The organism is Limosilactobacillus equigenerosi DSM 18793 = JCM 14505 (genome assembly GCF_001311375.1).
Taxonomy (GTDB): domain Bacteria; phylum Bacillota; class Bacilli; order Lactobacillales; family Lactobacillaceae; genus Limosilactobacillus; species Limosilactobacillus equigenerosi.
On record NZ_BBAS01000013.1, the window covers coordinates 18,483 to 41,986 of the forward strand.

23 protein-coding genes and 9 pseudogenes are annotated in these 23,504 nt (G+C 44.1%); 30 read left to right on the forward strand and 2 right to left on the reverse strand.

The window, feature by feature from the left end:
- Positions 1–112: 112 nt before the first annotated feature.
- Entirely contained in the window at positions 113–466 is a 354-nt protein-coding gene (locus tag JCM14505_RS06460; protein WP_054653529.1) for a HesB/YadR/YfhF family protein, read from the reverse strand.
- A 154-nt stretch (positions 467–620) separates the two neighbouring features.
- On the opposite strand from JCM14505_RS06460, the gene JCM14505_RS06465 reads away from it, so the two are divergent.
- On the forward strand, positions 621–1,769 hold the full coding sequence (locus JCM14505_RS06465) for a hydroxymethylglutaryl-CoA synthase (protein ID WP_054653530.1): 1,149 nt from the start codon (positions 621–623) through the stop codon (positions 1,767–1,769).
- Positions 1,770–1,850: 81 nt separating this feature from the next.
- Here JCM14505_RS06465 and JCM14505_RS06470 read toward each other — a convergent pair whose 3' ends face one another.
- Positions 1,851–2,183, reverse strand: coding sequence for a hypothetical protein (locus JCM14505_RS06470; protein ID WP_054653531.1), 333 nt, complete (start codon positions 2,181–2,183; stop codon positions 1,851–1,853).
- 129 nt (positions 2,184–2,312) lie between these two features.
- Between JCM14505_RS06470 and JCM14505_RS06475 the strand changes: the two are divergent.
- The 29 genes and pseudogenes from JCM14505_RS06475 to rpmF all read left to right on the forward strand — a co-directional run bounded on the left by JCM14505_RS06475 (position 2,313) and on the right by rpmF (position 23,417).
- Positions 2,313–2,635, forward strand: a pseudogene (locus tag JCM14505_RS06475) (thioredoxin family protein).
- 101 nt (positions 2,636–2,736) lie between these two features.
- A pseudogene (gene ytpR / locus JCM14505_RS06480) lies at positions 2,737–3,374 on the forward strand (YtpR family tRNA-binding protein).
- A 24-nt stretch (positions 3,375–3,398) separates the two neighbouring features.
- Positions 3,399–4,696, forward strand: a pseudogene (gene murC / locus JCM14505_RS06485) (UDP-N-acetylmuramate--L-alanine ligase).
- An 87-nt stretch (positions 4,697–4,783) separates the two neighbouring features.
- Positions 4,784–5,497 carry a Bax inhibitor-1/YccA family protein gene (locus JCM14505_RS06490; protein WP_054653532.1) on the forward strand — a complete coding sequence of 238 codons (714 nt, stop codon included), beginning with the start codon at positions 4,784–4,786 and terminating at the stop codon, positions 5,495–5,497.
- Between the two features lie 265 nt (positions 5,498–5,762).
- A pseudogene (gene polA / locus JCM14505_RS06495) lies at positions 5,763–8,426 on the forward strand (DNA polymerase I).
- A gap of 2 nt (positions 8,427–8,428) precedes the next feature.
- Entirely contained in the window at positions 8,429–9,259 is an 831-nt protein-coding gene (gene mutM, locus JCM14505_RS06500; protein ID WP_054653533.1) for a bifunctional DNA-formamidopyrimidine glycosylase/DNA-(apurinic or apyrimidinic site) lyase, read from the forward strand.
- Between the two features lie 2 nt (positions 9,260–9,261).
- The gene (coaE, locus tag JCM14505_RS10090) at positions 9,262–9,645 is read left to right on the forward strand and encodes a dephospho-CoA kinase (RefSeq protein WP_263848966.1); all 384 of its coding nucleotides are present in this window, start codon (positions 9,262–9,264) and stop codon (positions 9,643–9,645) included.
- Positions 9,623–9,868, forward strand: coding sequence for a dephospho-CoA kinase (locus JCM14505_RS10095; protein ID WP_263848967.1), 246 nt, complete (start codon positions 9,623–9,625; stop codon positions 9,866–9,868). The genes coaE and JCM14505_RS10095 overlap by 23 nt, the downstream gene beginning before the upstream one ends.
- Positions 9,869–9,914: 46 nt before the next feature.
- A pseudogene (nrdR, locus tag JCM14505_RS09695) lies at positions 9,915–10,364 on the forward strand (transcriptional regulator NrdR); the annotation flags it as partial.
- Between the two features lie 15 nt (positions 10,365–10,379).
- Positions 10,380–10,850, forward strand: a complete 471-nt coding sequence (locus tag JCM14505_RS10595) for a hypothetical protein (RefSeq protein ID WP_500778352.1) — start codon at positions 10,380–10,382, stop codon at positions 10,848–10,850.
- Positions 10,851–10,885: 35 nt separating this feature from the next.
- Complete coding sequence (locus JCM14505_RS06515; RefSeq protein ID WP_054653534.1) at positions 10,886–11,773, forward strand: DnaD domain protein; 888 nt, start codon at positions 10,886–10,888, stop codon at positions 11,771–11,773.
- Positions 11,770–12,702, forward strand: a complete 933-nt coding sequence (dnaI, locus tag JCM14505_RS06520) for a primosomal protein DnaI (RefSeq protein ID WP_054653535.1) — start codon at positions 11,770–11,772, stop codon at positions 12,700–12,702. Before JCM14505_RS06515 ends, dnaI begins: the two co-directional genes overlap by 4 nt.
- Before the next feature lie 181 nt (positions 12,703–12,883).
- Complete coding sequence (locus tag JCM14505_RS09700) at positions 12,884–13,498, forward strand: MBOAT family O-acyltransferase (RefSeq protein WP_225352294.1); 615 nt, start codon at positions 12,884–12,886, stop codon at positions 13,496–13,498.
- Positions 13,446–14,321, forward strand: coding sequence for an MBOAT family O-acyltransferase (locus JCM14505_RS09705; RefSeq protein ID WP_225352295.1), 876 nt, complete (start codon positions 13,446–13,448; stop codon positions 14,319–14,321). Before JCM14505_RS09700 ends, JCM14505_RS09705 begins: the two co-directional genes overlap by 53 nt.
- A gap of 18 nt (positions 14,322–14,339) precedes the next feature.
- Positions 14,340–15,233, forward strand: coding sequence for a DHHW family protein (locus tag JCM14505_RS10100; RefSeq protein WP_054653536.1), 894 nt, complete (start codon positions 14,340–14,342; stop codon positions 15,231–15,233).
- Positions 15,200–15,595, forward strand: a complete 396-nt coding sequence (locus JCM14505_RS10105) for a DHHW family protein (RefSeq protein ID WP_054653537.1) — start codon at positions 15,200–15,202, stop codon at positions 15,593–15,595. Before JCM14505_RS10100 ends, JCM14505_RS10105 begins: the two co-directional genes overlap by 34 nt.
- A 231-nt stretch (positions 15,596–15,826) precedes the next feature.
- Positions 15,827–16,366, forward strand: coding sequence for a translation initiation factor IF-3 (infC, locus tag JCM14505_RS06540; RefSeq protein WP_054653538.1), 540 nt, complete (start codon positions 15,827–15,829; stop codon positions 16,364–16,366).
- Positions 16,367–16,385: 19 nt separating this feature from the next.
- Entirely contained in the window at positions 16,386–16,583 is a 198-nt protein-coding gene (gene rpmI, locus JCM14505_RS06545; RefSeq protein WP_054653547.1) for a 50S ribosomal protein L35, read from the forward strand.
- 51 nt (positions 16,584–16,634) lie between these two features.
- Positions 16,635–16,988: a 50S ribosomal protein L20 gene (gene rplT, locus JCM14505_RS06550; RefSeq protein ID WP_054653539.1), complete on the forward strand. Its 354-nt coding sequence runs from the start codon at positions 16,635–16,637 to the stop codon at positions 16,986–16,988.
- A gap of 119 nt (positions 16,989–17,107) precedes the next feature.
- On the forward strand, positions 17,108–17,635 hold the full coding sequence (locus JCM14505_RS06555) for a YqeG family HAD IIIA-type phosphatase (protein WP_054653540.1): 528 nt from the start codon (positions 17,108–17,110) through the stop codon (positions 17,633–17,635).
- Positions 17,636–18,745: a ribosome biogenesis GTPase YqeH gene (gene yqeH, locus JCM14505_RS06560; protein WP_054653541.1), complete on the forward strand. Its 1,110-nt coding sequence runs from the start codon at positions 17,636–17,638 to the stop codon at positions 18,743–18,745.
- Between the two features lie 10 nt (positions 18,746–18,755).
- Positions 18,756–19,066 (forward strand): annotated as a pseudogene (yhbY, locus tag JCM14505_RS06565) (ribosome assembly RNA-binding protein YhbY).
- A gap of 11 nt (positions 19,067–19,077) precedes the next feature.
- Positions 19,078–19,713, forward strand: coding sequence for a nicotinate-nucleotide adenylyltransferase (locus JCM14505_RS06570; RefSeq protein WP_054653542.1), 636 nt, complete (start codon positions 19,078–19,080; stop codon positions 19,711–19,713).
- Positions 19,709–20,334: pseudogene (yqeK, locus tag JCM14505_RS06575) on the forward strand (bis(5'-nucleosyl)-tetraphosphatase (symmetrical) YqeK). Before JCM14505_RS06570 ends, yqeK begins: the two are co-directional and overlap by 5 nt.
- Positions 20,327–20,683, forward strand: a complete 357-nt coding sequence (gene rsfS, locus JCM14505_RS06580) for a ribosome silencing factor (protein WP_054653543.1) — start codon at positions 20,327–20,329, stop codon at positions 20,681–20,683. The pseudogene yqeK and the gene rsfS overlap by 8 nt, the downstream one beginning before the upstream one ends.
- The gene (locus tag JCM14505_RS06585) at positions 20,683–21,438 is read left to right on the forward strand and encodes a class I SAM-dependent methyltransferase (RefSeq protein ID WP_054653544.1); all 756 of its coding nucleotides are present in this window, start codon (positions 20,683–20,685) and stop codon (positions 21,436–21,438) included. Before rsfS ends, JCM14505_RS06585 begins: the two co-directional genes overlap by 1 nt.
- Positions 21,431–22,581, forward strand: a pseudogene (locus JCM14505_RS06590) (nucleotidyltransferase). Before JCM14505_RS06585 ends, JCM14505_RS06590 begins: the two are co-directional and overlap by 8 nt.
- A 60-nt stretch (positions 22,582–22,641) precedes the next feature.
- Positions 22,642–23,189, forward strand: a pseudogene (locus JCM14505_RS06595) (DUF177 domain-containing protein).
- A gap of 54 nt (positions 23,190–23,243) precedes the next feature.
- Positions 23,244–23,417: a 50S ribosomal protein L32 gene (gene rpmF / locus JCM14505_RS06600; RefSeq protein WP_054653545.1), complete on the forward strand. Its 174-nt coding sequence runs from the start codon at positions 23,244–23,246 to the stop codon at positions 23,415–23,417.
- Positions 23,418–23,504: the final 87 nt, after the last annotated feature.

Below are 23,504 nucleotides of genomic sequence, written 5' to 3' on the forward strand. Positions count from 1 at the left end.
CACTCCTTAATCAATTTCTAATTATTTTCTAATGTATGAGCTATTGTATACCCATTATTTTAAAAAGAAAAGGGGAAAATAAAAAGTTGCCTAAATTGGCAACTTTTTTTTACTAATGTGAGGCACTCGCGCGGGCATCGAGGGTGGATCCATCATTCGGAGTAAAGTGATAAACTGGACCATCGAGCTGCTCGTCATAGTCAACTTGTAAATCAAGCCCGTTAAAGAACCAATTATCACTTTCTTGAATATAGTAATGAATGCCGTCGATTACTTCATCGACGACCGGCAAGGTGGGATAATCACACCGCGACATGGCCGCTGAAAAACCAGTATGGGCATTGGTGGCCCCATAGACCCGGCCATAAAAACGAATGCCATTTCCAGGCGTCAATTCCAGCGCGGTTTGAAACCAGTTGCTAGCCGCGGGGGTAAGGGTAATTTTGGTTGGTTTAACACTGGACATAATTAATCGTCCTCCTTTGTGAATGCGCTTTCTTATTAAAGTAAGCTTACGTTAAATTCATATTTTCGTCAACTAATGCGCTTGTAAATTAGCTCTAAGCATTATAATAAGGTATAATAATATTTCAGATATTGATGAAAACGAGGACGAATGGATGAAGATCGGAATTGATCAAATCGCCTTTGCGACAACGCCATATTATCTCGACTTAGTTGATTTGGCGCAAGCACGGGATGAAGATCCAAATAAGTATTTAATTGGGATTGGCCAAAGTAAACAAGCGGTTGTCCCACCAACGCAAGATATTGTGACCTTAGCCGCACAAGCAGCAAGTCAATTAAACCTGACGGCGGCCAATATTTCAACGTTAATTGTCGCTACTGAATCAGGAATTGACCAATCAAAAGCGGCGGGGATTTATGTTAAACAGTTATTAGGTTTATCAGATTTTATCCGGGTCGTTGAAGTTAAGGAAGCCTGTTATTCAGCGACAGCTTCCTTGCAGTTTGCCCGCGGATTAGTTGCGTTAAATCCAGCTGAACAAGTCTTAGTTATTGCTAGTGATATTGCCCGCTATGGCTTAAAGACTGGTGGTGAAGTGACGCAAGGAGCTGGTGCGGTAGCGATGGTGATTAGTGCTAATCCAAAAGTCTTATCAATTGAGCCAGTCAGCGTTAATTACACTCAAGATGTGATGGATTTCTGGCGGCCTAATTATGCAACAGAAGCGATGGTAGATGGTAAGTATTCAACGAATGTCTATATCGATTTTTTCCAAACGACGTTCCATCGCTACTTGGAACAAACCGGGCGTGAATTAGCTGATTTTGCAGCGCTGGCGTTCCATTTACCATTTACGAAAATGGGGAAAAAGGGCTTAGAGTCGGAAATTAGTGAGCGTGATGATGAATTAGCTACGCGCTTACGGGTTAATTTAACGGCTGCCCAATTAGTTCCCCGTGAAGTCGGGAATTTATATACAGGTTCCTTATATCTCGGGTTAATGTCATTATTACATCATGGTGATGTAAAACCGGGTGAACGAATTGGCCTCTTTAGTTATGGTTCGGGGGCTGAAGGAGAATTCTTGACCGGAATTTTAGAATCAACCTACCAAGCTGGCTTAGGTGGGATTGCGCTAGACCAGCGGCAACGAGTTGATTTAGCCACCTATGAAACAATGTTTAAGCAACATCTTGGGCTTAAGAGCACGGATGTGACGTTTAATGTGGATGCTGATCCATCGCGCTTTGTTTTAGCGGGGTTAAAGCATCATCAACGCCAATATCAAGTTAAAGAATAAACAATTAATTAAAGGAGTGGCGTCGTAAGTTAATTGACTTACGGCGTTATTTTTTAATGCAGTGATAAAAAAACGACGCTACTAATCAGCAGCGTCGTTTTCTATTTGGGTCACTTCGATGATTTCACCGGTTTTGCGGTCCACGATAAATTCATATTCTAATAAGTCATAACCAACCTGTTGGCGAAAACCACCGTGATAAATATAGGTTAGACGGTCGTGATCAGGGTAGCGCATGGCGTGTTCCATTACCCAGGTTCCAATAATCGGTCCTCGGGGTTTAAATTGATCACAAACTAATTTGACGGCTTGGTTGGCCGATAAGCCATGTTTAGCGATTGCTTCACCAACGAAATAAGCACCGGCGCTAACGGCTAAATAAAGGGATAATTTAGATAATGATGCTTTTGCCATCGCCAAGCCTCCATAAATGATTGATAGTGCTTACAGTATACTACATTCGTGCAATTAAGCCAATTGGTGGTAATTTTGATCTTGACCAAGTAAAATAAATTTATCAAATAAATTCAATGGAGGTTCATCATGGAACAATTACCAAAGTCAACGATGGCCGAATTACAAACAACGGTTGCTAATGGTCAAACAATTCTCTTTTGGACGGCTGATTGGTGCCCAGATTGCCGGTTCATTAAGCCAGCAATGCCAGAAATTGAAGCGGAATATGCTGATTTTAAGTTTATCCAAGTTGATCGGGATGAAAATATCGATTTAGCGCTGAAATGGGGATCATGGGGATTCCAAGCTTTGTGGCCTACCGTGATGGTGAAGAAATTGGTCGGTTTGTCAACAAGGATCGTAAGACTAAGGAAGAAGTTGAAACTTTTATCAATAACTTACCAAAATAAAGATTAGCAATTAGTGGTAACAAATCCGTTGTTACCACTAATTTTTGCTATATTTATGGTAAACTAATCATTGATTGAAATCATAAAAATGAGGTTTTTAAATGTTAATTGCAAGTTATAACAAAGCCGGGATGGGGGATGTCTTAGTGACGATGGTGGCCCCAACCACTGGTGAACAAGTTGTTACCACCAAGGATGATGTAACGCAAATGACGTTGGCTGACAATGGTCAATTGTTAGGTTACAACTTCTTTAATGCGAGTGCATTATTACCAGAATTAGCTGACCAAGCGGCGGGACAAGTGGTTTTAACCGCTGCCCAAGTGGCAACGTTAAATGACCACTTGGCTAGTGCGGGGTTTGACGCCCAATTAGTGGCCGATGAAACCCCTAAGTTTGTGATTGGTTACGTTGAATCAATGGAAGCTCACCCTAAGTCAGATCATTTACAAATTACCCAAGTTCAAGTGGATGGGGAAACGCTCCAAATTGTGTGTGGTTCACCTAACATCACGGATAACGTGAAAGTAATTGTTGCTAAACCTGGGGCAATGATGCCGAGCGGACAAGTAATTTGGCCCGGCGAATTAGTGGCGTACCAAGTGCCGGGATGATTTGTGCTGGTCGGGAATTAAACTTAGCTAATGCCCCACAAAAGCCAGGGTGTGTCATCTTACCAGATGATTTCGGGGCCACTGGGGATGCGTTTGACTTTGAAAAAGGGAACCATTTATTTTAATTAATAGATTAATCGAGGCAAATTATGAGTACGTATTACTTTGTTGGGATTAAGGGGACTGGGATGGCCGCCTTAGCCCGGTTATTACATGACCAAGGCCACACGGTGTTGGGGTCAGATATTGAAAAAGAAACCTTTACCCAAGGTCCATTATTAGCAGCAGGGATCGAAATTTTACCATTTGATCCAGCTAATTTAGCATCCGGAATGATTGTGGTGCAAGGAAACGCCTTTGGTGATGATCGCCCAGAAATTGTTCGGGCGCACGAAATGGGCTTAACGGTCCAAAGTTACCCGGATACGGTCGAACAACAAGTTCAAGCTTATACGAGTGTTGGGGTGGCCGGTGCGCATGGGAAGACATCAACGACGGGGTTGTTATCCCACGTCTTTGCTGGCCTTCAACCAACGAATTACTTAATTGGCGATGGAGTTGGTAAAGGGACGGCGGATGCAAAGAACTTTATTTTTGAAGCCGATGAATATCGGGATCACTTCTTAGCCTATCATCCGGATTATGCGGTGATGACCAATGTCGAATTTGATCATCCAGATTTCTTCAAGGATCTTGATGATGTAGTGGCGTCCTTTACGACCTATGGGCAACAAGTCAAGAAAGGGGTCGTTGCTTGGGGTGAAGATGCTTCCTTGCGCTCAATGGAATTAGCCGTACCAGTTTATTATTACGGGACGCAAGCTAATGATGATTTCCAAGCGCAAAATATTCAACGGACCACGACGGGCTCTGAATTCGATGCGTACTATCATGATGAATTCTTAGGGCACTTCATAATTCATTTGTATGGTGAACACAGTGTCTTGAATAGCCTGGCGGTAATTGCGATTGCTTACTTAGAACACCAAGATATGACGGCCGTAGCCAGTGAATTAGCAACCTTTAGTGGGGTTAAGCGGCGGTTTAGCGAAAGTGTCTATGGGGACGTAGTGGTGATTGATGATTATGCGCACCATCCATCAGAAATTAATGCGACGATTGATGCGGCCCGGCAAAAGTATCCAGACCGTGAAATCGTGGTAGTTTTCCAACCCCACACTTATTCGCGGCTACAAGCGTACCTAGCTGGTTTTGGTGAAGCCTTACGGAAGCTGATTTGACTTTTGTGACGCCGATTTTTGGTTCGATTCGTGAACAAGCCGGTAACATTAGTAGTCAAGACTTGATTGATTTAGTTCCTGGGGCAAAGAGTATTGATGGTGATTCATTAGCTCAATTAAATGCGATTGACAAGCCCGTAATTATTTTTATGGGGGCTGGTGATATCGAAAAGTACGAAGATCAATTTGTTGCGACGTTAAAATAAGATGAAATAATTGCGAAAAATGGTGGCGTTTGCTACCATTTTTTTTATAAAGAAAAATATAAGAAAATCATAAAGGAGGCATAAGGATTGGATAACTTTATGCAACAACCAACGCGTCGTGAGGTTAATGTCGGGGCGGGCTTAAATGCCTTTTTGACGCGGATGTATTCGATGATGGCACTTGCGGTTTTAGTTTCAGCGGGAACCGCATATGTGTCGATGCACGCTTTTTATCAGTCATTAATGATGTTTGCTACGGCACACAGTGGCATGATTTGGGTAATTTTATTATTACCAATTGCGCTCTCGATGGGGATTAGTTTTAGTGCGACGCGGAATCCGGCTGGTTCATTCTTATTGTTAATGCTGTTAGCGATGATTTATGGGGTTGAATTTGCCTTGTTAGCTGGTGCATTTACGGCGACTGACATTACCGCAGCGTTTATTTCGTCGTCGGCGGTCTTTATTACGATGGCTCTATACGGAACGGTGACGAAACGAGATTTATCCCGCTTTGGGAGTCATGCGATGGCGGCGCTGATTGCGTTAATCATTGCAACGATTGTAAATATGTTTTTAAAGAGTGCTGCAATTACGTACGTCTTTAGTTACATTGCCGTGATTATCTTTGTCATCTTAACGGCGTGGGATGCCCAAAAGATGAAGGCAATCTACTTGAATTACGGTCATGAATTATCCATGATGGGATTAGCGATTCAAGGGGCCCTGCAACTATACTTAGATTTTGTGAACCTATTCATCCAGTTTTTACAAATTTTTGGAATGAGTAATCGCGATTAATGAAATCAAAGGGAGTGTTCGAGCAATCGGCGCTCCCTTTTTGCATGGCTTCCCGAATGCGTGTCTCACGACCTGGACACTATCTTCGATGGCAACCTCGTAACTTCGTTCGCCGAGCAAGCGACTAGGACTAACCGAAAATAGACGCCGACGTGTACCACGTCAACGTCAATTTCCGAGTTAGCCTAACGTCGCTTTTAATACTCGGCTCACGACCTAAAATTTGTTATAATCAGACTAACTACAACAAAACGGAGAGAAATCAATGAGCAAACGATTATTATTAATTGATGGAAATAGCATTATGTTTCGGGCATTTTTTTTGCCATGCACCAACAAATGGATCGGTTTGTGAATCATGACGGCTTACACACGGCAGCCGTGTATGGATTTAAATTAATGTTAGATTCCGTGCTCAAAACGTACAAGCCGGATGCGGCATTAGTTGCCTTTGATGCTGGTAAAAAGACGTTCCGGACGGCGATGTATGATGATTACAAAGGAGGACGGGATAAAACCCCAAGTGAATTAAGTGAACAATTTCCATACGTCCGCCAATTATTAGCGGCCAGTGGGATTCAAACGTATGAATTACCGAACTACGAAGCCGATGACATTATTGGGACGATTGCCAGTCAAGCGGATGCTGCCGGTTACACGACTACGATTGTCACGGGGGACCGGGATTTAACCCAATTAGTGACGGAGCAAACAACGGTGGCGGTGACCAAACGCGGGGTAACCAATACTGAAGAATATACGCCGGCTTACATGCTAGAAAAGCTTGGAGTGACACCAACCCAATATATTGATGTGAAGGCTTTAATGGGTGATAGTTCCGATAATTACCCCGGCGTAACTAAGATTGGTGAAAAGACGGCGGTGAATTTGATTCGTGAATATGGTTCGCTTGATGCCATGTATGAACAAATTGACCAAATGAAGCCATCCAAGCGGAAGGAAAACCTCCAAAATGAAGAGAAGATTGCACGTCAATGCCAAACATTAGCGACGATTAAACGTGATGCTCCAATAACGATTGGGTTAGCTGACTTGGCTTACACCGGGGCAGACGAAGGGGCGTTAGTTGAACTCTATCGGGAATTAGATTTTCAATCGTTTTTAAAACAACTGAATCCCACGACCATCACGGCTGAAACCCCGACAACCGCTTACACCGAATTAACGGCCGCTAATTTAGCGGACGTCGCTAACATGACAGGCAGCATTGTCTTTCATTTAGAATTATTACAAGCTAATTATCATGAAGCGGACTTGGTCGGCTTTGTGATTGGCCAACCAGATCACTGGTATGTCAGCGCGGATGTAAGTTTATTACAAACCCCGGCCTTAAAGACTTTGTTAGCCAATCCGGATGTTAAAAAGGATGTCTTTAATGCGAAAGCCCAAATCGTAGCCTTAAACCGGCTCGGGGTGACAATTACCCCAATTGCCTTTGATTTATTATTAGCTAGCTACTTACTTGATACTAATGAAAATAGTGATGACTTGGCGTTGGTTGCTCAAGCTCATGATTATCAAGGGGTAGTCAGCGATGAAATCATTTATGGTAAAGGGGCTAAGTTAGCAATTCCGGAAACGCCAGCTACGTGGATGACGCATTTAGCTAATAAAGCGGCCGCTATTCATGCGTTACGGCAACCATTATTTGATGAATTACAAGCTAACGATCAAGTAGCCCTTTATACAGACATTGAACGGCCGCTGTCGCGGGTGTTAGCCGAAATGGAAATGACGGGAATTCGCATTGAAGCAACTACGTTAACAACGATGCAAGCCGAATTAACGACGCGTTTAGCGGAGTTGGAAACGGCAATTTATGAAGACGCCGGGGAAGAATTTAATATTAATTCGCCCAAGCAACTGGGGGTAATTTTATTTGAAAAGTTAAAATTACCCGTTATTAAGAAAACAAAGACCGGTTACTCCACAGCGGTTGGGGTTTTAGAAAAATTACGTCCAGAAGCGCCAATTGTTGATAAGATTTTGCAATATCGGCAAGTGGCTAAGATTCAATCAACGTATGTCGCTGGCCTGTTAAAAGTGATTCGTGATGACCATAAGATTCATACGCGTTACTTACAAACCTTAACGCAAACGGGTCGTCTGTCATCTGTTGAACCAAACTTGCAAAATATTCCGACCCGGTTTGAAGAAGGACGCAAGATTCGGCAAGCCTTTGTGCCAAGTGAACCGGATTGGGTGATTTTTTTCATCCGATTATTCGCAAGTTGAATTACGAATCTTAGCCCATGTTAGTGGCGATCAAAATATGCAATCTGACTTTAAGAGTGGCGAAGATATTCATGCTAGTACCGCTCGCCGGATTTTCCATTTATTGCCCGGTGAAGAAGTCACCCCTAATATGCGGCGCCAAGCCAAAGCCGTTAACTTTGGGATTGTGTACGGGATTAGTGATTACGGGTTGGCGCAAAATATTAACGTCACGCCAAAGCAGGCCAAGGAATTTATTCAAAATTACTTTGATGAATTTCCAGGTGTCTACCATTACACCAAAGACATTGTGAAAATAGCGCGGGAACAAGGGTATGTTGAAACACTGACGCATCGGCGCCGGTACTTACCAGACATTCATGCCAAGAATTTTAATTTGCGCTCATTTGCGGAACGGACGGCGATGAATACGCCAATTCAAGGGAGCGCCGCCGACCTTATTAAGATTGCCATGATTAAGATGGGGCAAGCCCTACAAGCGCATGGCTTACAGGCGCGGATGCTCTTGCAAATTCATGACGAATTGGTCTTTGAAGCCCCCGCTAGTGAAGTGCCTGAATTACGCCGGGTGGTGGCTGAGGTGATGGATTCAGCGATGCAATTAGATGTACCATTAAAAGTAGAAAGTAAAGTTGGACCAACGTGGTACGACTTAAAACCAATTGAGGATTAGATATGCCAGAATTACCAGAAGTTGAAACGGTCCGGCAAGGATTAATGAAAATCGCGGCCGGCCGGCAAATTAATGATATTGAAGTACGCTATGCCACGACGATTACGAATGACGTCGATGAATTTAAACAAGCGCTGATTGGTCAAACGATTACCACGATTGACCGGCGCGGGAAATATTTATTATTCCGCTTCACGAATGCCTTAACGATGATTTCCCATTTGCGGATGGAAGGAAGTTATTATAATCAACCAGTTGATCAAGCGGTTGATAAGCATACCCATGTAATTTTTAAATTTACAGATCAAACGGAACTTTGTTATCGGGATACCCGGAAGTTTGGGCGGATGACGTTAGTTAAGACCGGCACGGAAATGAGCGTGGGTGGCTTGGCAACAATCGGTCCCGAACCAACGGAAACGGATTTTAAGCTTGATTACTGGGTGGATGAATTAAAGCGCAGTCGGAGTAAAATTAAACCATTTTTATTAGCCCAAAATCACGTGGCGGGACTGGGAAACATTTATTGTGATGAAGTCTTATGGATGACCAAAATTCACCCAGAAACGCCAGCTAATCGCTTAACGGCCACCCAAGCGGCGGCATTGCGCGATAACATTATTGCTGAAATCGCCCGGGCTACGAAACATCATGGGACCACGGTCCATACGTTTAAAAATGCGTTTGGGGCCGCTGGAGAATTTCAAAATGAACTGCAAGCGTATGGGCATGCTGGTGAACCATGTCCACGCTGTGGGACCGAAATGGTAAAAATTAAAGTGGCCCAACGGGGGACGACGTTCTGTCCTCATTGTCAAACGCTGGAGGACTAACGATGACCTTAGTGATTGGTCTAACGGGGGGCATTGCGACCGGCAAGTCAACGGTTGCTAAATTACTCCACCAAGCGGGGTGGCCAGTGATTGATGCCGATCAAGTTGCTCGTGAAGTAGTGGAACCAGGAACTGTGGGGTTGGCTAAATTACAACAGGCCTTTGGGACCCAAATTATCACCGCGGGTGGAACATTAGATCGGGCTAAGTTGAGCCAAATTATCTTTCAAGCTGCCGAACAACGGCAACGGCTTAATACCATCTTACATCCGTTGATTGAACAAGCTGTTGACCAACAATTATCTCAATTCCAGCGCCTGCAAACGCCAGTGGTCGTCTTAGATGTGCCCCTGCTGTACGAAAGTGGCTGGGACAAAAAAATGTGATCAAGTTTGGGTCGTAGCGACGGATGAAACAACGCAATTACAGCGGTTAATGGCGCGAAATCATTTGCAACGCGAGGAAGCGCAAGCGCGAATTAACGCGCAGTTACCATTAAGTCAGAAGTGCCAAGCAGCCACGGTGGTGATTAATAACCAAGGAGATCAAGTAGCGTTGCAAAAGCAGGTGACGGAGCTAATGAGGCAGGTTACTGAGGCGATGGCATGAGTATGTTATAATATATGTATAAGTTTATGCGAGGGAGGAACGGAGTTTGATCTGTCCACAATGTCAAAAAGAGGGTTCGCGGGTGGTTGATAGTCGCCCAACGGATGATCGGTTAAGTATTCGACGCCGGCGAGAATGTCCATTTTGCGGTTTCCGGTTCACGACGTTTGAACGTTATGAAGAAACCCCGTTATTAGTAGTGAAGAAAAATGGTAGTCGCGAATCATTTGACCGCCAAAAATTATTAAATGGCTTGGTTCGCTCGGTTGAAAAGCGACCAGTTGGGATGCAAGAGTTGACGGAAATTGTTACTCGGGTTGAAAGTAAGGTCCGGCGGCTTGGTGAAACTGAAGTTACGACCCAGGCAATTGGTGAGTTTGTGATGGATGAATTAAAGCAAGTTGATAAAATTGCTTATATCCGCTTTGCAAGTGTTTACCGGGAATTTGCGGATGTCGAAGCCTTTCAAAAGGCAATTGATTCAATGGAGAAAAAAATAATGAGCACCACGATGACGTTACAACCGAAAACTGGTTTTGTCGTGTCGGTTAATCCGACCTTTGCCAAGTTTGACCGCGCCACGTTAATTAATTATTATCAACCATTGATGAGCCCTGCAGCCGTGGGGCTCTTTTATGCATTAGAACAACAATCCGTTGCGCAACCAACGATTTCTAATCGACAACCGCACTTGACGTTAATGACCCAATTAAATTTAGGGCTTCCGGATTTATTAACGGCCCGGCGCGAATTAGAAGCAGTTGGCTTGTTGCGGACTTTTGAGCAGGTTGACGCAATGGGGACGGTGTTAATCTATGAATTACAACCAACGATGACGCCAACCGAATTTTTAGCGGATGATTTGTTAAGCGTTTTGTTACTGCAAATGGTTGGGGAAGCGCGCTTCAAAGTTCTTAGTCAAATGGCACATCAACGGTATTTAGTGCCGAGTCAGGCCATTGAAGTGACCGCTAGTTTTTAGATGTTTATCATTTAGGGCAGGCAGCCTTTACAAGCGTGGACCCAGTGGTTAAAGCGGCCCGTGAAGCTAATCCACTCCCCCAACAACAAGTTGAAAAGCAATTACCAACTTTAGATTGGCAATTATTAGGGCAACAAGTGGCTACTCAGGGATTATCGAACCAAGTAGTGAGTGAGTACCGGGAACTCCTGGCGACCGAAGCGGCGGTGTATGGGTTGGATGAACTGACACTGGGGGAATTGATGATTAAAGCGACCGATGTGGTCGAACAAACCTTTGATCCCACGCGGTTTAAAGTGTTAGTCCGGCAACATATTGCTAACCGTGAAGTGGCAAGTAAGTCGGCCAATCGTGATGAAGCTCCGCTGACGACGACGCCTGAAATCGAAGCAGGCAACTGGAGTGATAATGAACGGCGCCTCTTACAACAAGTCGCCACGGTCAAACCATATGATTACTTACGAGCCGTTAAGCAAGCAACGAATAGTGGCTACGTTAGCAATCAAGAACGGCAAACTTTAGAGCGGTTAGTCCAAGCGAGTGGGTTGAGTTTGGCCGCGGTTAATATTTTAATCAATTACATCTTGGTCGAACGAGGCAATGCAACATTAAGTGCTAATTTTGCGGATGCCATTGCCAATAGTTGGCGTCGGGCCGGGGTGCAGACCCCAGGCGAAGCATTAATTGCTTTACGTGAATATCAACAACGCCAACACCGCCCATCACGCCGGACGCCGCGCCGGGTTAAAGAAAAATTGCCGGCCTGGGCCAAAGATAAGCAATATCAAGCCCCGGCTGCCCCAACGCCAAGTACGCAACCAGTAGTTGATGCTAGTGAACGGGATGCTTTACTAGCCCAATTGCGCGAGAAACAAGCTGATTTTCAACACCAAACTGATTCACAGGAAGGAGCAGATTCATGACCCCAATACAACAATCCTTGATGAACCAAGTTCAAGCGCGGCATCAATCCCCTCAATTCCAAGCTACCGTCCAAAAAGTCTTTCAAGATGCGGGAGTGCAAGCATTTTTAAGTGCGCATGAAGGTGAATTAACGCCGGAGCGGATTCAACGTGATTATTCCAAATTGTTTGAATATTATCATGAAAAAGATTTACAAGCGCGGGGACAAAGTACCTTAGCACCTGGCTATGAACCACGGTTAGTTTTGAATGCGGGCCAAATTGATGTTACGTATACCCCAAGTGCAGAATTAATTGCGCAACAAAAAGCAACTGAAATTGCCAATCGCGTGGAACGGATTGAAATGCCGAAAGTAATTGAACAAGCTTCGATTGATCAATTTTATACGAGTGGCAAATTTGCAACGCCATCACGGCAAGCAGCCCAGTTGGCGGCACTACAATACTTGGCCCAACATAATCCGACCCAAAATGAGCCCGGTTTATACCTATATGGTAATTTTGGGGTGGGGAAGACATATTTGCTCGGTGCGATTGCGAATGAATTAGCTGCACAAGGAATCTCCACGGTAATGCTACATTATCCATCTTTCTTAGTTAAAATGCGGGAATCAATTCAAGATGGGACGTTAGCAGCTAAACGGCAACATGTTAGTGAGGCCCCAGTCTTAATGATTGATGATATTGGTGCGGAAACAGTCACTGCTTGGGGCCGGGATGAAATTCTTGGCGTCATTTTGGAATATCGATTACACAATAATTTACCAACGTTTTTCAGTTCAAATTTAGATTGGGAAGCTTTAGAACAACATTTGGCTGAAGATAATAAAGGGGTCGTTGAACCGATGAAGGCGAAGCGGCTGATGCAACGGATTACAACTTTATCTAAGTTGGTGACGTTGGAAGGTCAAAATTTACGGCATAAATAACATTCAACTATTTAAAGAGTGCTTTAATTTGCGAGGGCAGATTAGAGCAAATTAGTTTAAATTCGAAAATGCTCAGGATTTTCCTGGGCGTTTTTTGTTTAATCTTGAATTAGTGATTGTTTACCACTTGAAAAGTCGGTAAAATATATATTTGTTATGATTATAATTTGAAGGAGTTAGCATGGTATTTTCAAGTTTGTTATTTATGTACGCCTTCTTGCCATTGACGATGATTTGTTATTGGTTAATGCCAAGTCTACGGGCGAAGAATATTGTATTATTACTCGCATCGTTAATTTTTTATGCATGGGGTGGACCACGTTATTTAATTTTATTATTATTAATGACGTTAATTAGCTGGTTAGGAGCACGGATTATCGGTGCGGTAGAATCGCATCCTAAATTGCGGACGTTGACACTGTGGGTGACGACGTTGTTGCAATTAGGACTGCTCGGTTACTTTAAATATGCAGGCTTTTTGACCACAATCAGTCATCAGTTAACTGGTTGGCCGCACCAAATTTTATCAGTGGCCTTACCAATTGGAATTTCGTTTTACACCTTTCAGTTGATTACGTATACGGTGGATGTTTATCGTCATGACGCGCCAGCCCAACATAGCTATTGGATGGTGCTGTTATATGCGGCCTTGTTTTTCCAATGTATTGCGGGACCGATTGTTCGTTATCAAGATGTCGCCAACGAAATTATGCATCGGCCAACTCGCTGGAATGAAATCAGTCGTGGAATTAGTCGGTTTGCAGTCGGGCTGTTTAAAAAAAGCTGTCTTAGCTAATTCGGTGGCTTCGTTAGCGGATCAATTATTACCGATGAAAGCGAGTGCTTTACAACATTTGCCGGCCAGTGCGTTAGCGTTAGGGTTGTTAATGTATATGGTCCAAATCTATTTAGATTTTTCTGCTTATTCAGATATGGCGATTGGAATGGGCTGGATGGTTGGGTTCCACTTCAAGGAAAACTTTAATTATCCATATATTTCCCAATCAATTACCGAATTTTGGCGCCGGTGGCATATTTCCTTAAGTTCCTTCTTCCGCGACTATGTTTATATTCCGCTAGGCGGGAATCGGAAAGGGGCACTACGCCAAATCTTTAACATGTTTGTAGTTTGGGCGGCAACTGGTTTTTGGCATGGTGCGCATTGGAACTACATTTTATGGGGACTCTACTTTTTCGTCTTTCTCGTACTTGAAAAATGGGTCTTGAAAGGGTTCTTTAATCACTTCCCACGGATTTTTAAACATCTCTACTTGTTAGTGGTTGTTTACTTTGGCTGGTTATTATTCCGCTTTACGGATTTTTATACGCTGGCGGTGGCTGCCAAGGGGTTATTTACTTTAAATGGTAATGCATGGACTGATGTGCATACCCAAATGGTGTTGATGAATAATCTCTATATCATGCTTGTTGCTATCTTAGCTTGCTTGCCATGGTGGAAAAATGGTTATCGGGCATGGATGAATTGGGCGAATCGAGTGCCAGTGGTGGCAACGGTAGCTAATCTAATTGATGTGATTGCGCCGATTGTTTTAGTTGCGATTGCTACGTTGATGTTGGTCGGGAACAGTTATAATCCGTTCTTGTACTTCCAATTCTAAAGTAAGGAGGATCATCGAATGTCAAATCATCACGGCTTTGCGAAACTTAAAACGATCTTATTTAGTACGCTTTTCATCGCCATGGCCATCATTGCCTTAATTATGCCTTGGCGACCAACTAAGTCAGCGATTGAAAAACGGACCTTAGCTAAGTTCCCAACGTTGACAGTGACGAATTTAATTAATGGTAAAAATTTAGATCAGATTACGACCTGGTATGCCGATACATTTCCGGGGCGTGAAGAATTAATGAGTTTAAACGCGACGTTAAAGCAAGCGTATGGCTTACATCAAACGCAAGTAGTGGGGCAAGTTAATCAAACGGCTGCTCCGCAACATGCAGCCAAGATTAATCGGGCGGCGAAATTGCATGGGGTCGATGAAAAGATGAACAACTTGTTTATTACTGGTGACCGGGCCTACTCAATGTATGGGTTTGTCCCGGGGGTCTTAACAGATTATGCCCATGCAATTACCGATTTTGCTAAGCAAGTAGGTCCTGAGGTGCATGTTTATGACGTTATTGTACCGACAAGTAGTGGGATTTACTTAGATGCTGCAACCACAAAAGAATTAGGCGGGAGTGATCAACAACAAGCGATTAACTTTGCCTACCGGAAAATGGGTAAACAAGTGGCGACGGTGAATGCGTTTAAAGCCATTGACAATCACTCCAAAGAAGATCTTTACTTCCGAACGGATCACCACTGGACGGCGAAGGGAGCTTACTATGCTTACCAAGCTTTAATGGCGAAAATGAAGCAACCAGTAAGCCCATTGAGTGATTATCGCGTGCGTAAATTCCCGGGCTTTTTAGGGACTTCATATGCGTATAGTAATCAATCACCAGCGCTGAAAAAAAACATCCGGATACGGTCGTGGCTTATCAACCGAAGGCAACGAATGAGTTAACGTATCGCGACCGTGATGGTCAAACGCAATCAGCGAAGATTATTGCTGATGCTACTCAATACGATGAAGCCAATAAATATATGACGTTTATTGCCGGGGACCAGCCATTTGAGGAAATTAACAATCCCAAATTACACGATGGATCGTCAATCGTGGTTGTGAAGGAGTCCTTTGGTAATGCGTTTACGCCATTCTTAGTGAACAATTTTGAACACGTTTACGTCGTTGATTACCGGTATTATGACGGTAAGTTAGCGGATTTAGTTCGAGAAAAGCATATTCAAAATGTGGTGTTCTTAAACAACATTTCGGCAGCTTCAACTGATACGTTAGTTGGTTCGTTAATTGATTTACTGAAATAAATTTAATTTAATAAATTACCTTGACGAAGACTGGAAAGTCCAGTATAGTATTACATGTTGATAAAAAGCAGAAGCACCCGCTTCTCGCCTCGGTCATCAGAGTGGCCTGGCAAATCAGCATTTACTTCGTTAAGTTAATTAACGCTAATGAGTGAATGAATGATCGCGGGGTGTCTTTTGTTAGATACGTCGCTTTTTTGATACCAAAACGTCGTTGAAGAATGGAGGTGGATGGTTATCGCACAACAACAAATGATTGTTAATGACGGCATTCGGGCCCGTGAAGTTCGGTTGATTGATCAAAACGGGGAACAGCTTGGAGTTAAGACGAAGGCGGAAGCTTTACAATTAGCGCAAGCAGCTGACCTTGACTTAGTCTTGGTTGCACCGAAGGCTCGTCCGGCTGTTGCACGGATCATGGATTATGGGAAGTACCGTTACGAATTGCAAAAGAAGGAACGGGAAGCTCGTAAGAACCAAAAGACAACGGCCGTAAAGGAAATTCGGTTAAGCCCAACGATTGATACGAATGACTTTAACGTGAAGTTAGGGCGCGTTCGTAAGTTTATCGAAAAGGGTGATAAGGTTCGGATTTCATTACGGTTCCGTGGTCGGGCTATTACGCACAAAGAGCTTGGTCGAGACATGATCGAACGGATGGCTGAAGAAACCAAGGACATCGCCACGGTCGAACAACGACCAAAGATGGAAGGGCGGAGCATGTTCTTAACACTCGCCCCACTTGCTGAAAAAAAGCAAAAAAATAAATAAAGAAGGTAGGATTATAGTTATGCCAAAGATGAAGACAAAGAAATCTGCTGCTAAGCGTTTCAAGCGGACTGCAAATGGCGGTTTCAAGAGTGGTAACTCATTCACGAGCCACCGTTTCCACGGTAAGACGAAGAAGCAACGTCGTCAATTACGTGGCCTTTCCATGATGGACAAGAGCAACGTTAGTCGTTTCAAGAAGATGCTTCCTGCTAAGTAATTTAGTAGGTTTGTAGACAAAATAAATTAAATTACATAGGAGGACACCACAATGCGAGTTAAAGGTGGTACTGTTACGCGCGCTCGTCGGAAGCGCATCATGAAGTTAGCTAAGGGTTACACTGGTTCAAAGCACCGTTTATTTAAGACGGCTAAGGACCAAGTGATGAAGGGTGGCTTGTACGCATTCCGTGACCGGAAGGCTAACAAGCGCAACTTCCGTCAATTATGGATCACGCGGATCAACGCCGGTGCACGGATGCACGGCATGAGCTACAGCCAATTAATGCACGGCTTGAAGTTAGCTAACATCGACCTTAACCGGAAGATGCTTGCTGACTTAGCTGTTAACGACATGGACGCCTTCAAGGCCCTTGTTGACCAAGCTAAGGCTGCTTTAAAGTAGGCTAATAAAAACGAAGTGACGAGTGATTCGTCGCTTCGTTTTTTTTATTTTCATTATCAATTGAACCAAATTACCACAATCGTTATAATAGTAAGGATTAAGACAAGAAGGAGTATTCAATGTTAGAACGATTTAAACCAACTTGGATGATTGAACGCTTTAGTGATATTGATCCAGGCCAACTTAAAGCTCACTGCATCAAGGCCGTCTTTAGTGACCTCGATAATACGCTAATTGCGTGGGATAATCCAGATGGTACCCCGGAATTACGGGATTGGATGGCGCAGTTAAAGCAGGCTGGAATCGAATTAATTGTCGTTTCGAATAACCATGCCGCGCGGGTTAGCAAGGCAGTAGCGCCACTTGATTTACCATTTGAATCGCGGGCGTTAAAGCCATTGCCAATTGGCCTCAAGCGCACGTTAAAACGATTTAAATATCAACCTGACCAAGTCGTGATGGTCGGGGATCAACTCATGACGGACGTCTTGGCCGCCAATGGCGCGGGGGTGCGTAGTATCTTGGTTAAACCCTTATTGCCAAGTGATAAATGGGTAACGATGCCAAACCGGTGGATGGGTAACCAAGTGATGAAGCGCTTGGTTAGTGCTGATCCAACGATGAAGTGGCAAAAGGAGCTAAAATAAATGAACGAAGAATTACGTTGTATTGGATGTGGATCAATCATTCAATCCGAGGACAAACAAGGGCTGGGATATACGCCAGCTTCAGCGGTGAAAAAGGGGCTGGAAACTAACGAATTATATTGTCAACGTTGTTTCCGCTTACGGCATTACAATGAAATTGCCCCGGTTTCATTAACAGATGATGATTTCCGGCGGTTATTAAGTCATATCCGGGATACCAAGGCTTTGATTGTCTATGTCGTCGATATTTTTGACGTGAACGGGAGCATTATTCCGGGATTACACCGCTTTGTCGGGGATAATCCAATTATGTTAGTCGGAAATAAAGAAGACGTCTTGCCAAGTTCTTTGCGCCGGAACAAGTTACAAGACTGGCTTCGTCAACAAGTTAACCAAGCTGGGATTCGGCCGGTGTCAACCATGTTGGTTTCAGCTAAAAAGAATCACCAAGTGGAAGCACTGTTGGATGAAATTGATCAACGGCGTGGTGATCGGGATGTTTATGTCGTCGGGGTGACGAACGTTGGGAAGTCAACATTGATTAATCAAATTCTGAAACTCCGGACGGGGGTCCAAGACTTGATTACAACGTCACGGTTCCCTGGAACAACTTTAGATCAAATTGAAATTCCATTAGCTGATGGGCATCAATTAGTTGATACCCCCGGGATTATTCATCCAGAACAAATGGCGCACGTCTTACCAGATAAGGACTTAAAGATTGTGGCGCCACAAAAGGAAATTAAACCACGGACGTATCAACTGCAAGACCAACAAACCATCTTTTTAGGTGGCGTGGCCCGGTTTGATTACTTAAAAGGACCGAAAGTTGGGATGGTGGGGTACTTTGACAACAATTTACCAATGCACCGGACCAAGTTAGCGAATGCTGATCATTTCTATGCGAAGCACTTTGGAACGTTATTAACGCCACCAAGTGGAGAAGATGCGAAAAACTTCCCACCATTACACCGCTTCGAATTTGCGGCTAAGGAAAAATCAGACTTAGTCTTTGAAGGCTTAGGTTGGATGACGGTGCCAGCCGGCAGTGTTGTGGCTGGATGGGCGCCAACTGGGGTGGCCGTTTTAATGCGACCAGCGATGATTTAAGGAGAAACAGATGCAATTACGAGGAAAACAAAAACGATTCTTACGAGCAGAAGCAAATCATTTGCAACCATTATTTAGTGTGGGGAAAAACGCTTGACGCCAGCTTGGTTAGCGCAATTAGATGGAGCCTTAGATAAGCGGGAATTGATTAAGGTTAGCATTTTACAAAATGCTGACGAAACGACGAGCGAAGTTAAGGAATTTATCGAAAGTCAATCAACCATTCAAGTCGTGCAAACGATTGGTCGGGTGTTAGTCTTATTTAAAGTTTCGGACTTACCAGAAAACCGGGATTTATCAACCCAAGTTGAAAAGATTTAGGGGTTAGATCGATGTTGGAAGAACCAACAATGACATATACGGCGCAACCACAAGCGCAAACGATCGTGGCGACGAAACGGCAACGGATTGGTTTATATGGGGGAACCTTTAATCCAGTTCACACGGCCCATTTGATCATGGCTGATCAAGTTGGTCATACCCTGGGGCTCGACCGGGTGGATTTAATGCCCGATGCCAAACCACCGCATGTCGATCACAAAGCGGCAGTGGCGGCGGAATACCGGGTTGCGATGCTCAAGTTAGCGTTGGCCGATAATCCATATCTAGGTTTGGAACTGACGGAAATTGAGCGTGGCGGGGTAAGTTATACGTATGACACGATTAAGTATCTGAAAGAACAACACCCCGAAAATGACTATTACTTTATCATTGGTGGGGACATGGTTGATTACTTGCCTAAATGGTACAAAATTGATGAATTAATGAAGTTAGTTAACTTTGTCGCTGTTCGGCGGCCGGGGGCCCAAAATACGACTGATTATCCTGTCATTTGGGTTGATGTACCGCTCTTAGATATTAGTTCATCAGACATTCGGGCACGGCTACAACGCGGTGATTCAATCCATTATCTGGTCCCACCGGTGGTCGAAAAATATATCAAGGAGCATCAATTATATCTTGATTAAACCAGCTGACATTCAATATACTGGCCAATTTGGTCCGCAAAACCGGCCCGCGTTAGTGGCGAAGGTGCAAGCAGCGCTTAGTCCAGCCCGGTTTGCGCATGTGCTACGGGTTGAAGAAACTGCCGTTGAGTTAGCTCAAGCAAATGGGGTTAACTTAGAGCAAGCTAGCATTGCCGGGTTAACACATGATTACGCTAAGGAACGTCCCGACCAAGATTTCCAAGCCTTATTAGCAACGGGGGATTATGACCCAGCGTTAGCGACGGCGGGTAATGAAATTTGGCATGGGGTCTTAGGCGCTACTTTGATTCAACAAGAGCTTGGGGTAACGGACGAAGAAATTTTAACCGCTATTCGGCAACATACGGTCGGTGGGGTGACGATGACGCCATTATCACAAGTGTTGTATCAAGCGGATTACATTGAACCGGGACGCGATTTTCCGGGAGTAGCGACCGCACGCCAATTAACGGCCCAATCATTAGCCCTCGCGTCGCCTATCAAACGTGGCACACGTTAAGTTACTTAGTGACCCAAGGGGTGGCGGTTTATCCAGCTACTCTGGCTACCTATAATGCCTGGGTCCCAAGCAAGCGAAAGGAATTTGAAATTAATGAATAGTAAAGAAATTTTAGCAATGGTCGTCAGTGAAGCTGATGGCCGGCGCGGTGAAGATATCGTGGCTTTAGAAGTGAGCCAAATCAGTCCGATGGCTGATTACTTTGTGTTAGTAACCGGGGGATCAAACCGGCAAACGCAAGCCATTTGTGATGCAATTGTTAAAAAGGCCCACGAATTAAACTTAGAAATTGGAAGTGTGGAAGGTAAGCGTGAAGGCCAATGGATTTTAGTGGACCTTGGCGATGTGGTCGTTCACATTTTCCGGGAAGAAACACGGGAATTCTACAACCTCGAAAAGTTCTGGGTCGATGCACCACTTGTTGATGTGAGTGAATGGGTTAAGGACTAATGATTTATCAAACCTTCGCGCGTTTGTATGACGAGTTATTTGATGATGATCTGTACCAAGATTGGGCGAAGTTTGTCCAACAACAAGTCCCCACGCCAACTACGATGTTAGATGTGGCTGGTGGAGCGGGGCGGTTTGGCATCTTAATGGCCCAAGCTGGTTATGAAGTGACGGATCTTGATTTATCAGCAGACATGTTAGAATTGGCGGCTGAACATCGCGAACAAGCCCAAGTAGACTTAATGTTAATGCAAGGCAATATGCTAGATCTTAGTTTATTAGGGCAATATCCACTAATAACTTGTTTTGCTGATTCGTTATGTTATTTAAATAACTTTGCGGAATTTAAGCAAGCCTTGCAACAAATGTATACGCATTTAACTCCTGGGGGAACGTTAATTTTTGATATGATGACGCCCCACCAAATGGATGATGTTTATCCGGGCTATATGTTTAATTATCAAGATGAAGATTACCAACGAGCGTTCATTTGGCAAAGTTTTGCCGATGATGATGTTGAACATGGGGTAATTCATGATTTAACGTTCTTTATTCAAGATGCGGCTGGTAAGTATGATCGAATTAGTGAAATGCATTTCCAACGGTCGTATCCAGTCCCAATGGTCCAAGCAGCGCTCAAAGAAATCGGCTTTGTTAATTTACAATATAGTAGTGACTTTGGGCGCCAACCACTAACGGATGCGACAACGCGGATGTTTGTGGTGGCGCAAAAACCGGGGTTGCGTCATGACTAAGTTGCATGCAGTGGGGTTAGTGACGGAATATAATCCGTTTCACAATGGGCATTTGTACCATTTAACGACGGCCAAACGGCAAACGGGGGCTGACGTGGTGGTGGCGGTGATGAGTGGTAATTTCACGCAACGCGGAGAACCGACCATTCTTGATAAATGGACCCGCGCGCAAGCTGCCTTAGCTAATGGGGTGGATTTAGTGGTGGAATTACCAGTGTTCCATGCCGTCCAACCGGCCCATCGTTTCGCCGCCGGGGCGTTGCAGTTATTGGATGCGTTACAAGTCGAACAAATCGTTTTTGGCGCTGAGCATCCGGAATGGGATTTTGACCAGTTGGTGGCCGCCGAAGCTCAGTTTGATCCCCAAGAGTTTCATGATTATCATGCGACCTATGCGAGTCAGTTTAATGCCCAACTCGCAGCGCAAACTGGATATTCCTTAACTGATCCGAATGATATTTTAGCGTTTAGCTATTATAAAGCACGTCACGAAGCCGGCTACCAGTTTGATTTACAACCAATGCAACGGATTGCCAATTACTATCATCAACAAACGATTACGGGAACCATTGCGAGTGCGAGTGCGATTCGCCAAGCCGTTCAAACTAAGCAAGCTATCGATGATACCGTCCCGGAAGCAACGGCAGCTGCCTTAGCCCAATTAATTAACGTGCCGGATTGGGACACGTTATATCCAATCTTACGCAATCAGTTAATTCAAACGCCGGTGCAACAATTAGCCAATATTATCAAATGGGGGAAGGAATTGAGTATCGGATGCAAGCCGCTGCTGAGCGGTCCTTAACGTTTGCGGACTTTATTAAGCAAGTTAAGACGAAGCGTTATACTTACGCCTACTTAACCCGTTTGTGTTTATATGTCACGTTAGGGATTACCAAGTCTGAAGTTGCTAATGCCGTCGCCAATCCATACTTACATGTGCTTGGGTTTAGTGACCAAGGGCAAGCTTATTTAAGTCAAATCAAGAAAACCGTTACGCTACCATTAATTGTGAAGGTTGATCAAGATTTGAAAGCCGGGATGTTAAAGCTCGATTATCGCGCTGGTAAATTGTATCAAATGTTCACCCCAGTGGAGCAAGATTTAAAACATGCCCCAATTCGGAGACTGTCAAGGAAATAACATTGACAAGCATGGAAGAAGTGCGTATAATTGTTAATGTTGCAATAGGAGGTAAGTACAATGAAATGGTTGTTAAACGAGTTAGTTCGTTACCATGAAGAACCACTTCATATTAACGATACTTTTGATCTGAATGCAATGATGACCGAACGTTTTGCTGGCAAGGTGTTACAAGTAGCACCGGTGGTAGTTGATGCGTATGTGTCATCAGATAATGGCGATGTGACCTTCGGGATAACGGTGACCACTACGGTAACCACGCCTCAAGTCGCTCGCTCACGCCAGTGGAATTACCAGTACAGTTTGAATTTACGGAAAACTATACGGATGATGCTAGTCATCTGGGACGTTACGAAGACGATGAAATGGTTTTCGTCATTGAGCCAGATGAAATTATTGACTTTCATGAAATGTTAGCTGAAAACATTATCGAACAAATTCCACTGAAAGTTTTAACCCCTGCTGAAGCGGCCGGTGATGAATTTCCTCAAGGAAACGACTGGTCGGTGACCACGCAAGAGCGGGTTGCTCAGCAGCAGGCTGACCAAGTTGATCCACGCTTCGCTAAGTTAAAAGCATTATTTCCTGATCAGGATGAAGGTAAATAGCGAACGGCTAATCACCACTAGTGGATAATTTATGATTGAAGGAGGTGCCAGATTATGGCTGTTCCAGCACGGAAAACGTCAAAGACGCGTAAGCGCAACCGTCGTGGACACATCAAGTTAACTGTTCCTGGTTTAACTGCATGTCCTAACTGTGGCGAATTACGTAAGTCACACATGGTTTGCCCAAGTTGTGGTTTCTACAACGGCAAGCAAGCTGTTAACAACTAATTTAAAATGAAAAAGCTTCCCTTAGGTGCCGGACCTGGGAAGCTTTTTTTGATATTTTCCAGCTGCTTTTTGATAATTCTTATTATT

Coding starts and splice junctions, on each gene's coding strand:
- JCM14505_RS06470 (WP_054653531.1), bottom strand. CDS start 2,183: ATGGCAAAAGCATCATTATCTAAATTATCCCTTTATTTAGCCGTTAGC.
- rsfS (WP_054653543.1), top strand. CDS start 20,327: ATGAATAGTAAAGAAATTTTAGCAATGGTCGTCAGTGAAGCTGATGGC.
- JCM14505_RS10595 (WP_500778352.1), top strand. CDS start 10,380: ATGACGTTACAACCGAAAACTGGTTTTGTCGTGTCGGTTAATCCGACC.
- yqeH (WP_054653541.1), top strand. CDS start 17,636: ATGAACGAAGAATTACGTTGTATTGGATGTGGATCAATCATTCAATCC.
- JCM14505_RS06570 (WP_054653542.1), top strand. CDS start 19,078: ATGTTGGAAGAACCAACAATGACATATACGGCGCAACCACAAGCGCAA.
- mutM (WP_054653533.1), top strand. CDS start 8,429: ATGCCAGAATTACCAGAAGTTGAAACGGTCCGGCAAGGATTAATGAAA.
- rplT (WP_054653539.1), top strand. CDS start 16,635: ATGCGAGTTAAAGGTGGTACTGTTACGCGCGCTCGTCGGAAGCGCATC.
- dnaI (WP_054653535.1), top strand. CDS start 11,770: ATGACCCCAATACAACAATCCTTGATGAACCAAGTTCAAGCGCGGCAT.
- rpmI (WP_054653547.1), top strand. CDS start 16,386: ATGCCAAAGATGAAGACAAAGAAATCTGCTGCTAAGCGTTTCAAGCGG.
- coaE (WP_263848966.1), top strand. CDS start 9,262: ATGACCTTAGTGATTGGTCTAACGGGGGGCATTGCGACCGGCAAGTCA.
- JCM14505_RS06555 (WP_054653540.1), top strand. CDS start 17,108: ATGTTAGAACGATTTAAACCAACTTGGATGATTGAACGCTTTAGTGAT.
- JCM14505_RS06585 (WP_054653544.1), top strand. CDS start 20,683: ATGATTTATCAAACCTTCGCGCGTTTGTATGACGAGTTATTTGATGAT.
- JCM14505_RS10100 (WP_054653536.1), top strand. CDS start 14,340: ATGTCAAATCATCACGGCTTTGCGAAACTTAAAACGATCTTATTTAGT.
- JCM14505_RS06460 (WP_054653529.1), bottom strand. CDS start 466: ATGTCCAGTGTTAAACCAACCAAAATTACCCTTACCCCCGCGGCTAGC.
- infC (WP_054653538.1), top strand. CDS start 15,827: ATGGTTATCGCACAACAACAAATGATTGTTAATGACGGCATTCGGGCC.
- rpmF (WP_054653545.1), top strand. CDS start 23,244: ATGGCTGTTCCAGCACGGAAAACGTCAAAGACGCGTAAGCGCAACCGT.
- JCM14505_RS06465 (WP_054653530.1), top strand. CDS start 621: ATGAAGATCGGAATTGATCAAATCGCCTTTGCGACAACGCCATATTAT.
- JCM14505_RS09700 (WP_225352294.1), top strand. CDS start 12,884: ATGGTATTTTCAAGTTTGTTATTTATGTACGCCTTCTTGCCATTGACG.